The following is a 12,506-nucleotide window of genomic DNA, read 5'->3' on the forward strand; positions in this document are numbered from 1 at the left end:
TTAAACCTCAAAAACAGCTTCATCGCGGCAGCAAACACTTGGTAACGTTTTCCAAAATAAGGTGTCAGTAGTTTTTACTAACCTGAACAATCGATTTTTTCAAAGAAAAAAGAGTAGATTTCTCTACTCTTTAACCTTTGTCTATTAAGTTTAAGCTAAATGAGCCTTCACATATTCTTCGAAAGACGTTGGTTGATGCCCTAATAATAAGGCCAACACATTACTATTGCCATCTAAGCCCCAAGTCGAATAAGAATAAGCCAATTGTTTGAAGCCTTCGCGGAAATAAAGATCCTCAGCATGAATCATATCTAAGAAGGCTTCAACCTCCATATAGGTAGCTGTAGCTTTGTTTCCGGATAGCTGATTGAAGATGCTTACTAAATCATTCGGTGAATAAGGTTGTGTTCCAACTAATTCATAGGTAGCTTTGTTATGTTTTTTCGGATCAGCCAATACACTTGCGATCACTTCAGCAACATCCTCTGTCGCCACATAGCCAACCTTCGTATCAATATTGTAAAAAATACTGTAGGCGCCGCTCTCTGCCACTGCTTGCGGATTGAAATTGTGCATGTAATGCATTGGCTGTAAGATCGTATAAGAAAAATCAGAAGACATTCCTTTGTAGATCAAGTATTCTTCGACATCTCGCTTAGCCGTATGCTGCAATAAAGTGGTCAAAATCGGGTGAATTACTGAAACAAAAACAAAATGAGCCACGTCATGTTCCACTGCCTTATCTGCCATTCGTTTTCCAATCAACGCCTCTTCGGCTGAAAACAATGGTGGAATGTAGACAACTTGATCGGCCTTCTGCATTAATTCATCAATGAAATTCAATTGGGTCAAATCCCCAACCATCGCTTCTTTAATTCCAGGTAGATCTTTCACTTTAGGATTGATATCTGTAGCCAAAACATCTAATCCAGCTTCAACTAATTGCTTGACGATCACTCTTCCGGTATTACCCGCTGCTGATGTAACTAAAATCATTTCCTTTTCCTCCTTCTTTATTAAACTAATTGTAACACTTATCACAATAAAGATGCAAATGCATTTACTTATCCCTCGCTTAGTGCTATTATTTAGCCATTAAGAAAGGGGTATCATGATGGAACTTACAAATAAACATATTATCATTACTGGTGGAACAACCGGGATCGGATTTCAATTAGCACAAGCGCTCTTAGCTTTAGGAAACGAAGTGCTGGTCGTTGATTTCAGCGCAGAGAATATTGAAAAAGCGCTGGCAGCTGAACCAAAACTAAAAGCCTTAAAGGCCGATTTAAGTAATCCACAAGAACGAGAAATCCTTGTGAAAGATTTAGAAAAAGTTTTCCCTGATTACGATGTCTTAGTTAATAATGCCGGCATCCAACGTTGGATCAACTTACAAAACAGCGATAAAAAAGATTGGAGCTTCTATCACCAAGAATTAGCGATCAATTTTGAAGCACCGCTTCATTTGTCACTTTTGACACTGGATCAATTATTAAATAAAAAAGAAGCTGCGATCATTAATGTTTCTTCTGGCCTCGTTATCAATCCAGGCGCTTGGGTTCCGTTTTATACAGCCGGCAAAACAGGGCTTCACGGCTATTCTCAAGTATTGCGTCTGCAGTTACAAGATACCAAGGTGAAAGTCTTTGAAGTCTTCCCACCAGCAGTCAACACAAACCTTGGAGGTTCTGGTGAGCATACTTACGGCGTATCCTTGGATGATTTCATTCCAGCCGTGATTAAACAAATTCAATCAGACCAATTTAACATTACTTTTGGTACTTCGAATGAACAGTTCAACGCCACTAAAGAAGTCAACGACCAAACTACACAAAATACATGGAATATGTTTAAAGAAAATCCAACCTTTTTAGAATCCTAAATATAAAATGGACAGAAGCTCTTGCTTCTGTTCCTTTTTTTCGCTATCTTCATTTATAGAGAGAATGAAGGCGAGGCAAAAACATGCAGACCATTAAGGAAACGGGCTGGGTTCAGCGAATCGCATTGTTGAATCAAGAAATAACGAATCTATTAAATCAACAGTTACAGTTTCCAGCCATCAACGCGAATAATTATTTTTATCTGCTCAAACTATTAGACAATCCTGGTATCACTCAAAGTGATTTTAATGCGCTGATTAAGGTGAACCAAAGCACGATCACGCGGGCGATCAATTCATTGGTTGAAAAAGGCTATATCGAAAAACTGCCTGCAAAAGACAAGCGCAGTCAATTATTGCAGCTGACACCTTTAGGCACCGAAACAGCTCAAGGAATCAAGCTAGAAGTTGATGCTTTAAATCAGCACCTATTTGAAAAAGATGCTGCTCAATTCGACCAACTTTTGACAAAGACTTCAATCGCTTTAAAAGACTATCCCGAAATTAAAACTGATCATTAAATAAAATGCTCCCTGTCATTGGTTGACAGGGAGCATTTTATTTAGCATGTTTAATTATTTACCATTAAATTAATGCAAAAAGTTTTGTAGATCATCACCGTATTTATCAATCTTCTTAGCTGAAAAAACTGTACCTGCCACTAAAACACCACCGACGATCAATGTACTAGCCACCATAAACTTAAATACTGTTTTCATCTCTATTTCCTCCTAAAATTTTTTGACTTTTGACAATTCTCTATGTATTTACCTTAGCACAAGTGCTACGATGTATCTCCTAATATGCTTAGCCCTGCTTTAAATCAAAATTTTTTAAAAGAAAAACCCCGCTCATATGAGCGGGGTTGACTATTCATTATTTGTTTAATGAATCTTTCGCTTGGTCAGCTAGTGCTGTGAAAGCAGCTGCATCGTTAACTGCTAAATCAGCTAACATTTTGCGGTTGATTTCGATACCGGCAAGTTTAAGACCATGCATTAATTTTGAGTAGCTCAAGTTGTTCATGCGAGCCGCTGCGTTGATACGAGCGATCCACAATTTACGGAAGTCGCGTTTCTTTTGACGACGATCGCGATATGCGTAGTTGTATGAATTCATTACTTGTTCTTTAGCTGTTTTAAATAGAGTGTGTTTAGAACCGTAGTAACCTTTAGCTAGTTTTAATGTCTTTTTACGACGTTTACGAGTTACTGTTCCACCTTTAACACGTGCCATGTTTAATTCCTCCTAATAAATAAATCATTGAATTTTTTAAGTTGTAAAGCGGGTTGCGCAATTATTTCATGCGTGCCAATTGTTGGCGGATACGTTTGTAATCGCCTTTTGATACCATAGACGCTTTACGTAGTTGACGACGTTGTTTTTTAGTTTTCCCGTGGAAACGGTGACTTGTGAACGCGCGGAAACGTTTTAAACCGCCGTTACCAGTGCGTTTTACGCGTTTTGCTAAACCGCGGTGTGTTTTTTGTTTTGGCATGACTAAAATTCCTCCTACTTTTCATTTCGCCTACTCTTCAACTAAGTCGAAGAAGCATTCTCAAAATTATTGCTAGTCTTTCTTCTCTTTCGGTGCAAGCACTAAGAACATGCTACGTCCGTCCATCTTCGCTTTTTGTTCCACTGTTGCGATATCATCAGTTTCTTCAGCTAAGCGATTCAAAACTTTCTGACCAATTTCTTTATGGGTAATGGCACGGCCCTTGAAGCGGATCGAAGCTTTCACTTTGTCACCTTTTTCTAGGAATTTACGTGCGTTACGAAGTTTAGTATTAAAGTCATTCACGTCAATTGTAGGACTTAAACGAACTTCTTTAATATTGATCACTTTTTGCTTCTTGCGAGCTTCACGTTCTTTTTTCTGTAATTCGAAGCGGTATTTTCCATAGTCCATAATACGTGCCACGGGTGGTTTTGCACCTGGGGCTACTAGAACTACATCAAGGTTTGCTTGTTCAGCAATCTTTAAGGCTTCTACTTTCGAAATAACACCTAGTTGTTCGCCGTCTTGTCCGATCAAACGTACTTCACGTGCACGAATGCCGTCGTTAACCATCATATCCTTTGCTATGGTCATTCACCTCCAAAATTTTTGAGAGAAAAAAAGCAAATAAAAAAACGAGTTCTTTATGAACCCGCACCTAGTTCGACTCATCAAAACGATCAGTCATTAACTATCTAGCCCAGCGAGATATTCGCATAAGGCGAGAAGCGGGTGCTTCTGCTTTCATTTCTCAACTTGTATAGTATACAAATTATTTCAGCAATTGTCAACAGGTTTATTTCTTTTCTTGCCCGTTTTCAGAAAACATTAGTTGAGTTTCCTTTCATTTTTATGTTAAGTTAAATAGGAAGGAAGTGATAAGATGGAGCAATCTTTTTTTAAAGAATTGATTCATTACAATAAACCAAAGGAATCGCCCTTTCGCTTGATCGGCGCTGGCCTTTGTATGATCTGCGTTTTATTCACCGGCTATTTAACTCATCAGCTGGCCATTTCTAGTTTCGGTTCATTAGGTATTTTTACCTTTCTCTATTACCAACGCCTACCTCTAAAACAATTAATGCTTCGGTTATCGATCGTTGGGGGCTTTTTAACGGCAGGAAACTTTTTCGGGATGCTTTCAACTCACGCTGCTTGGACCGCTCCAATCGCAGTTGCGGCTATTGGCTTTTTAGGACGATTCTTTTTTAGGCTTTATGGCATCGCAAAGCCGGGACCCTTCTTTGTTGTGATGGTTACGGCAATGGGCGTCAGTACCAAAATTCCCTTAACTAAAATCCCCGTCATGAGTGGCTACTTTTTTATTGGCGTCCTATTTGCGCTCGTTTTTGCTTTCATTCTACATTTTTTAGAAACAGACCCTGTCCCAAATAATGACGTTCCAAAAACAGTGACACAGCGGGTCAATCAAGATCCTGCCGCCATCATGGATAGTCTTTTATATAGCGGTATTTTATTTTTTGCAGTCTATCTAAGCGTTGGACTCCAATTAAAGAATCCTTATTGGCTCGTCGTCTCTTGTGCTTCCATTTTACAAGGAGACAATCTGCGCGCAATGGCTCACCGAAATATTCAACGAATTTTTGGTACAGTGGTAGGCTTAGCTATCGCGGCTTTATTATTGAATTTATCCTTATCCGTTTTCGCAACTTTACTAGTGATCACCGCTTTGTTTGTAACGGTTGAATTTTTCGTTAAACGCAATTATGCGATTGCACAATTTTTTACTACTCCAATGTCCCTAATGCTTTCAATATTAGTCAAGCAGCAATACCTTTACACGCTGTTGCAGTTTCGTTTTTTAGGCATCGTGATCGGCAGTCTGTTAGGTTTATTAGCCGCTTGGCTGATGACTACTAGCCTAACTTTTTATAATCGTAAATTCCATTCAATTGAATAGAAAGAAACTGAAAACCGAGTGTCCTCACTCGGTTTTTGCTATAATGAGAGTAAGAAAGGCTTTCGCGAACTCGCTCAGCTTTTGAGCAATAAGACCAAACTATTTCTAAATTGCTTCTCAAATTTCGAAATAGTTTTGCTTATTGCCGATAAAGCTAGTTCGTGAAGCCGGACATGAATATGCCTGCTGTAAAGCGATTTATTCATGTGAAAATTTTATACTTTCTTTCTAGTCAAGAAAATGAAGGAGGCACCATTATGTATCGATTAATTGCTTGTGACTTGGACGAAACATTGTTAGATAAACAGCGTCACGTTTCGCCCAAAACAAGAGAAACGATAAAAAAAGCAGAAGCACAAGGTTTGATCTTCGCACCAGCGACTGGCCGCGGCTTCTACTCCATCAAACAAACGCTAGCTGAATTAGCTGCCGATAACAAAGCGCAACATTACATGATCGGCTTCAACGGCGGCGTAGTCGTTGAAAACCAAGGTCCTACCATTATCAAGGATTTTCCGCTAGCTTATGATGTTCTGGCGCAATTGTTTGAATTCGGTTCAAAATACGAAGTAGCGATCCATCTTTATACTTTCGAGCAAACCTATGTGTATCATAGCAATCCTGACGAAGATGCCTATTTAACGACGATCCCTCACGAGAAGCGTTTAGACGATGACATTGATTTTCTAAAAGATCAAACCTGTTACAAAGCCTTATTCCAAAACTTGGACCGTCATTACTTAGAACAAATTGAAACCGACCTGCCTGCCGATTTGAAAACGGCTCTAGAAATTAGTTATTCATCAAATCGTTACATCGAGTTCAATCCAAAAGGCGTCAATAAAGGCGTGGCTTTGCAAACATTGGCGGATCATTTAGGGATTCCAATGGAGGAAACCATCGCGATCGGTGATAACACCAATGACTTAGCGATGATCCAAGCAGCCGAATTAGGGGTCGCCGTTGCCAATGCTGTGCCGGCTGTCAAAGCCGCCGCTCAGCATACGACTACCGCTGACCATGAAAACAGCGCTGTCGCCGAAGTGATTGAGACCTTTATTCTTTAATTTATTGCTGCACTAGCTGGTTGTACTAGAAAAATTCCAGAACCATTTTGCCTCACGTTCGAGGAAGTGACTTCTGATATACCGTTTATTCAAAAAAAGGAAGTGGGACGAAATTTCGTCTCACTTCCTTTTAACGTATTCGCCGCCATAGGATCAAAATCAGCCAGGCGGAAAGGCCCAAACTGATCACTAATGAAATCAGCCAACCCGCTTCCGAATGAACCAAAGGCAATGGCATATTCATGCCGAAAAAACCGGTGACAATAGTAGGGATCGTCAACATCAAAGACCAGATTGTTAAGATTTTCATCGTGTCATTCAGATTATTATTTAACAAGTTATTGTAGGTGCCGGATAATTGATCTAAGATTTCACTGGATAATTTGGTCATCTCCACCGCCTGCTTAGCTTCAATCAACGCGTCATCCAATTCCTCTTTTTCCTTATCCGTGAAGCTGGAAAAGATTGCTTGAACCTTGACCTGCTCCAGCAAAACCGCGTTTTGTTTCGTGGCCGTTACCAAATACACTAAGCCAATTTCCAAATCGGACAACGCCAATAAATTTTTATTGGTGGTTTTTTCTCGTAATTTCGCATTTAAGACAATCCGTTGACTATCCACCTCTTCAACTAAAGGGAAATAGTAATCAGAGATCAAAAATAGTGTATGGAATAACAGACTCGCCGTGCTTTGGTTCGGTTCATTCTGTAACAGATTCTCAATAATATTTTCTACATAAGCCGTCCGTTCATTGACAAACGAAAAGAAAAAATGATCCTTCAAAATGAAGGCCATCGGACTCGTTTCATAATGATTGTCTTTCTTTAAGAGGTTCGGCACATTAAAGATCAATAGCAAAGCCTTTTCCATCGGATCATATTCCACCCGCGCCCGTTCATTATCATCTAGCGCATACGTCAACATCTCATCGCTGATAGAATAGCTAGCTCTCAATTTTTTGATCTCGTGAGGCTGTGTCGCATCGACATTGACCCATGAACACATCTCTTGATTAAATGTTTGTTTGCTGTCCATTATTTCCCTCCTTTATTTTATAGTAATCGGAATGATAAAAATAAACAAGAATTCCCTTAAGCAAAAAAAGCAAGAACGGATTTCCGCCCTTGCTTTTGATCTTTGCTATCCTTTTACTCCACCAGCAGTGATTCCTTCTACATAATATTTTTGCATGAACATAAATAATAAGGTGATTGGAATAGCGATAATGACACATCCCGCAGTAAACGGCATGAACCACTGATTGATTTTATCCGGTTGCAGCATGGTAAACAGACCAATTGCTACAGTATACTTTTGTTTTTGTTGCCCCAATATCACTTGTGCGAAAATAAAATCCATCCATGGGGCCATGAACGTCATCAAAGCCGTGTAAACAATGATTGGCTTTGACAACGGTAAGGTGATCTTTAAGAAAATATCCTTTTTCGTCGCGCCATCGATCATCGCAGACTCATCCAAAGAATAAGGAATCGTATCAAAAAAGCCTTTCGCGATATAAAAACCAAGTGCCGCTCCACTAGAATAAACCATGATCAAAGCAATCAGCGTCCCATCCAGCTCAATCGCCTTTAAAATATAATAGACGGCGATCATGCTCATAAAGCCTGGAAACATATTTAAGATTAACGCCAGTTTTAAAAAGCGATTACGGAATTTGAACTTGATTCTTGAGACAGAGTAAGCAATCGCAACCGTGATAAAGGTCGAGATGATACAGGTCACGGTCGCTACAAAAAAGGTATTTCCAAACCAGCGAGCAAAGGGATAGGAACTATTGCTAAACAGCATCTTGTAGTTATCTAAGGTATAGGTTTTAGGGATAATATAATTAACAGACATCGCTCCCTCACCTCGGAAACTGGTCAGGAAAACCCATAAAATTGGAAATAGCCAGATAACAGAGAGAACAATCAGCGTAATATAAACAAAGGTTAATGTTCGACGCTTTTGTTTTTTCATTATTAGATGCCTCCTTCATAGGATTTGGATCGTGTATAGGCCAGCAGGCTAAAGATGGCACTCAACACAAAAATAATGATGCCGATTACGCTGGCTAAATTATAATCACTGGCTACGACTGTCAATTTATAAAGCCAGGTCACTAGTAAATCGGTATCGCCAGCTTGATAAAGAGCCGAATTATTCGGGCCTCCGCCGGTTAAAAGGTAGATGACATTAAAGTTATTGATATTCCCAATGAATTGCTGAATCAAGGTCGGAGTCATAATCAGCAAAATCTGGGGAAATGTAATCGAACGGAAAATTTGAAATTTATTCGCACCATCAATCTCTGCAGCTTCAATTTGTTCTGTCGGCAAATTCAAAATAATTCCTGTCGAGATCAACATTGTTACTGGGATCCCTACCCACATATTGACGAAAATAATCGAAAATTTTGCCCAAGTACCATCACTTAAGAAAGGCAGAGCATTTGAAATCAAGCCCCAACGTTCTAACAAAGCATTTAGCGGTCCCCAATCTGCCAATAAATTACGCATGACTAGCAACGAGATGAACTGGGGAACAGCCATCGTTATAACAAAAATCGTCCGAAAAATCTTTTTACCTCGTAATCCTTTTGTGTTAATCAGCAAGGCCAATAAAATTCCAAAAAAGAAATTTGTTGCAGTGGCAACCACTGCCCAGATCAAAGTCCAAGACAATAACGGCATAAACGTGCTCGCCATACGACCAGTCAAGATATTCCCAAAATTAGCCAGTCCGACCCAATCAAACAAATGACCCGGTGGCAAATGATTATGATCATAATTTGTAAAAGCAATTGAGATCATGTAAATCAACGGCAATACTGTGAACAGCAGGACCCCTATCAATGGAATAATCATCAAGGTCATATGGAAACGACCATCCGTCAACGTCTTAAAGTCTTCTCTCATAGTGGGTAATTTCAGTTGTTCTTTCTTAAAAATAAAAATCTTTCGATTGCTTTTTAAACTGCACCAATACACATAAATAAAAATCCCACAAAAAATAATAGCAGCTAATCCGTAAATCATCATTAGCATGGAATTGTCTCCTTCAACCGAGACTTTCATTCGAATCCCATCAATTGTTTGCCACTGCATTCCTTGTGTTTTGGTCCCCAGTGTAATTAATCCGATAAAGCCTGGGACAATTTGATAGACAAAGGCAATAAGAAACAATAATTCAGATAGTAAAAATAAGAAACCTTTCAAAAATTGCTTATTCAAAAGATTATTTAGTCCCATGATCACAAATGACAACTTCGTTTTAAGATCACCCTCTGAAAAGACTTGTTTCATCGAGACTTGATCGTCGTAACCACTGACTCGCTCCATCAGCAAGACCTCCTTAATTTTTGGATTATGTAGTTGCGAAAATATTCTTGGGACAAAAGAACGTGTCTTTTGTCCCAAGTTTTTTTCGTCTTTGCTTATTTTTCGCCTGAAATATCTTTAACTAACGTATCTAATTTTGCTTGATATTGATCAGGTTTGATTTTCCCATTATAGGTATCGCTTAATACCGCCGCAGATGACGTCCAGAAGTTTGCCATTTCAGGAATTTTCGGCATAACGACAGAGTATTCAGGACCACTCATCGTAACGACTGCTTTGGCTAATTCATCATTCATTACGTAGTCTGCTTGTTGAATCGTTGTATTCGACGGAATGATATTACGGCTTTTATCTTTAAATTGAGCCTCTTGGGTTGTTTGATTTGATAAATAAGCAGCGACTTTGTAATCAGCAGCAATCTTTTTAGCATCACCATCAGCTGGAGCTTGGTTCACCGCGTATAATTTAACTCCTAAAAAGGCCTTTTGCTGAACTTCATTTCCACCAATCGTGATTTTAGGGTAAACAGCGATTCCTAAATTGTCTTCTCCTACTGCTTCGATTGCTTTTTCTTTATCCCATGGACCTGATTCAAAGGAAGCAATTTTTTCATTCTCAAATTGCGAGATATAATCATCGCCCACGTTTACAAAACCAGGATTATCCTTCTGATCGGCGATCCATTGTAAAACGGAGACTCCCGCTGGATTATTCCAGTCTGTCCCGTTAACATCTTCTCCGTTGTCGCCAAATAATTTATCTCCAACTGACATAAAGAGTGAGCCGAATTTATATGCATCAACCGCTTTCAAGTTTCCGCCAAAGGTCGCTTCTTTAGTGATCGTTTCATAATTGTTCACTTGATCCGCGTTCAATAATTTTTTGTTGTAATACAATACTTGCGATTCGATGCCATAAGGAAAGGCGTAAACTTTATCTTTATAGGTCGCACCAGCTAGTGCCGTTTCTGATTGATCCGCTTTAATTTCATCAGCATACTTCTCAGGAATTTCTTGGATCACTCCTGAATCAACTAATTGACCTAATTGATCGTGAGGAAGAGCAAAAACATCCGCCGCCGATGAAGGATCTTTTTTTACATTTTCTTGCGCCTTGGCATCCTCTGTTTCAACTACCTTCACGTTGATATCAGGATTGTCCTTTTCAAAATCCTTTAAAATATTGGTATAGAATTTTTTTGAATCTGTCGTGACCCACAGTGTAACTTCAGTATTATCAGACGAATCGGAAGCGGATTCATTTTTCGCTTCTGATCCACAACCGGCTAACGTCAAAGCCGCCGCCCCTAACAACACACCTGAGACTAAATATTTTTTCAAATTGCTCTTCATCTCGATTCCTCCCGAATCTTATTGTTTATTTTAATACAAGACACATTATGCAACCGGTTGCTCTGAAAAGCAAGTGCAAACGCTTAATTTTTTTGAAACAGAAAGAAATTTATTTATTAGCGACTTGAACCGTTCCACTAAAAAACCAAGAAGAATAAGGGGAAATACTATATTATCAGCATCTGTCAAACATTTTATATATTCAAACTATTTGTTAAAAAGCCGCTCTTTTTAAGTTTTTGATTTTTTATTATTGCAACCGGTTGCGCTATATGTGATAATGTCAGCAAAAATAAAATAAAAATAGCTAAAAGGGAGCAATGGTAATGGTTGAATTGAATCTGAAGCACATAAGCAAAAAATACATAAATAACTCTGAGTATTCGGTTAAAGATTTTAATCTTGAAATCAGTAATCATGAATTTATCGTATTCGTCGGCCCTTCTGGTTGTGGAAAATCGACAACCCTACGAATGATCGCCGGTTTAGAGGATATTTCTGAAGGCGATTTCGAGATTGATGGCGTTCGTATGAATGATACCCCTCCAAAAGATCGTGATATCGCAATGGTCTTTCAAAATTATGCACTCTATCCTCATATGACCGTTTTCGAAAATATGGCCTTTGGGTTGAAGTTACGGAAATATCCAAAAGACGCAATCAAACAACGGGTTGAGGATGCAGCAAAAATTTTAGGATTAACGGAACTGTTAGATCGCAAACCAGCCGACATGTCTGGTGGACAGCGGCAACGGGTAGCTATGGGCCGGGCAATCGTTCGAGATGCAAAGGTTTTCTTGATGGATGAGCCTTTGTCCAACTTAGATGCTAAGCTACGGGTTCAAATGCGGGCCGAAATCGCTAAGATCCATCAAAATCTCGGTTCTACGACAATCTATGTCACTCATGATCAGACTGAAGCCATGACTTTAGCCGATCGAATTGTAATCATGAATGCGGGAGTCATCCAGCAAGTCGGCTCACCGCAGGAATTGTATAACAAGCCAACAAACAAATTTGTTGCAGGCTTCTTAGGCAGCCCCGCGATGAATTTCTTCGAAGTCACTTATCAAGCCGGACGAATAACAAATAACAAAGGGCTGGATCTTCCTTTGACAGAAGGTCAAAAAAAATTATTAACTGCGAACGGTTATGAAGGAAAAAAAGTGACGTTTGGGATTCGCCCCGAAGACATTGATGCTGAATCAATTGCTTTAGAGGCTTACAAGGATTCAGTTGTTGCAGCGACTGTGGTAGTCAGCGAATTGCTCGGACACGAATCCATGCTCTACTCGACGATCGGCGATACAGAGTTTGTTTCAAAAGTGGATGCCCGCGATTTTCATGATCCCGGCACCGAGATCAGACTAGCATTCAATTTAAATAAGGCACGCTTTTTTGATTTCGATACTGAAGAAGCAATCGACATTGATTAAAT

At 39.3% G+C, this 12,506-nt stretch carries 14 protein-coding genes and 1 other annotated feature; of the genes, 5 read left to right on the top strand and 9 right to left on the bottom strand.

The features are described 5' to 3' along the window. Window positions 1–150: 150 nt before the first annotated feature. Window positions 151–996, bottom strand: coding sequence for an SDR family oxidoreductase (locus RV00_RS05635; RefSeq protein ID WP_071861638.1), 846 nt, complete (start codon window positions 994–996; stop codon window positions 151–153). Between the two features lie 118 nt (window positions 997–1,114). Between RV00_RS05635 and RV00_RS05640 the strand changes: the two genes are divergently transcribed. Both RV00_RS05640 and RV00_RS05645 read left to right on the top strand, forming a co-directional pair. Continuing rightward, a complete protein-coding gene (locus tag RV00_RS05640) occupies window positions 1,115–1,885 on the top strand; it encodes an SDR family NAD(P)-dependent oxidoreductase (protein ID WP_071861639.1) in 771 nt (256 codons plus the stop codon). Between the two features lie 83 nt (window positions 1,886–1,968). Then, window positions 1,969–2,406, top strand: a complete 438-nt coding sequence (locus RV00_RS05645; RefSeq protein ID WP_071861640.1) for a MarR family winged helix-turn-helix transcriptional regulator — start codon at window positions 1,969–1,971, stop codon at window positions 2,404–2,406. A gap of 69 nt (window positions 2,407–2,475) precedes the next feature. On the opposite strand, the gene RV00_RS16805 is transcribed toward RV00_RS05645, so the two are convergent. The 4 genes from RV00_RS16805 to infC all read right to left on the bottom strand — a co-directional run bounded on the left by RV00_RS16805 (window position 2,476) and on the right by infC (window position 3,980). Further along, complete coding sequence (locus RV00_RS16805; RefSeq protein WP_143141772.1) at window positions 2,476–2,604, bottom strand: hypothetical protein; 129 nt, start codon at window positions 2,602–2,604, stop codon at window positions 2,476–2,478. Between the two features lie 157 nt (window positions 2,605–2,761). Continuing rightward, window positions 2,762–3,121 carry a 50S ribosomal protein L20 gene (gene rplT / locus RV00_RS05650; protein ID WP_071861641.1) on the bottom strand — a complete coding sequence of 120 codons (360 nt, stop codon included), beginning with the start codon at window positions 3,119–3,121 and terminating at the stop codon, window positions 2,762–2,764. 61 nt (window positions 3,122–3,182) lie between these two features. Next, window positions 3,183–3,383 (bottom strand): 50S ribosomal protein L35, encoded by a 201-nt coding sequence (gene rpmI / locus RV00_RS05655; RefSeq protein ID WP_010742869.1) that lies wholly within the window; start codon window positions 3,381–3,383, stop codon window positions 3,183–3,185. Between the two features lie 72 nt (window positions 3,384–3,455). Beyond that, window positions 3,456–3,980 (bottom strand): translation initiation factor IF-3, encoded by a 525-nt coding sequence (infC, locus tag RV00_RS05660; protein ID WP_071861642.1) that lies wholly within the window; start codon window positions 3,978–3,980, stop codon window positions 3,456–3,458. Between the two features lie 27 nt (window positions 3,981–4,007). Then, window positions 4,008–4,136: a sequence feature (ribosomal protein L20 leader region), on the bottom strand. A 133-nt stretch (window positions 4,137–4,269) separates the two neighbouring features. On the opposite strand from infC, the gene RV00_RS05665 reads away from it, so the two are divergent. After that, entirely contained in the window at window positions 4,270–5,307 is a 1,038-nt protein-coding gene (locus tag RV00_RS05665; protein ID WP_071861643.1) for an FUSC family protein, read from the top strand. A 257-nt stretch (window positions 5,308–5,564) separates the two neighbouring features. Then, window positions 5,565–6,374: a Cof-type HAD-IIB family hydrolase gene (locus RV00_RS05670; protein ID WP_071861644.1), complete on the top strand. Its 810-nt coding sequence runs from the start codon at window positions 5,565–5,567 to the stop codon at window positions 6,372–6,374. A gap of 130 nt (window positions 6,375–6,504) precedes the next feature. Here the strand turns inward: RV00_RS05670 and RV00_RS05675 are convergent, their stop codons facing one another. The 4 genes from RV00_RS05675 to RV00_RS05690 all read right to left on the bottom strand — a co-directional run bounded on the left by RV00_RS05675 (window position 6,505) and on the right by RV00_RS05690 (window position 11,068). Next, window positions 6,505–7,410, bottom strand: coding sequence for a magnesium transporter CorA family protein (locus RV00_RS05675; RefSeq protein WP_071861645.1), 906 nt, complete (start codon window positions 7,408–7,410; stop codon window positions 6,505–6,507). Window positions 7,411–7,515: 105 nt separating this feature from the next. Then, window positions 7,516–8,355: a sugar ABC transporter permease gene (locus tag RV00_RS05680; RefSeq protein WP_071861646.1), complete on the bottom strand. Its 840-nt coding sequence runs from the start codon at window positions 8,353–8,355 to the stop codon at window positions 7,516–7,518. 2 nt (window positions 8,356–8,357) lie between these two features. Further along, window positions 8,358–9,716, bottom strand: coding sequence for a carbohydrate ABC transporter permease (locus RV00_RS05685; protein WP_071861647.1), 1,359 nt, complete (start codon window positions 9,714–9,716; stop codon window positions 8,358–8,360). 95 nt (window positions 9,717–9,811) lie between these two features. Next, a complete protein-coding gene (locus RV00_RS05690) occupies window positions 9,812–11,068 on the bottom strand; it encodes an extracellular solute-binding protein (RefSeq protein ID WP_071861648.1) in 1,257 nt (418 codons plus the stop codon). A 326-nt stretch (window positions 11,069–11,394) separates the two neighbouring features. Here RV00_RS05690 and RV00_RS05695 point away from each other — a divergent pair, with 326 nt between their 5' ends. Continuing rightward, the gene (locus RV00_RS05695) at window positions 11,395–12,504 is read left to right on the top strand and encodes an ABC transporter ATP-binding protein (RefSeq protein ID WP_071861649.1); all 1,110 of its coding nucleotides are present in this window, start codon (window positions 11,395–11,397) and stop codon (window positions 12,502–12,504) included. Window positions 12,505–12,506 lie beyond the last annotated feature (2 nt).

This window comes from Enterococcus devriesei, from assembly GCF_001885905.1.
Classification (GTDB): Bacteria; Bacillota; Bacilli; order Lactobacillales; family Enterococcaceae; genus Enterococcus_A; species Enterococcus_A devriesei.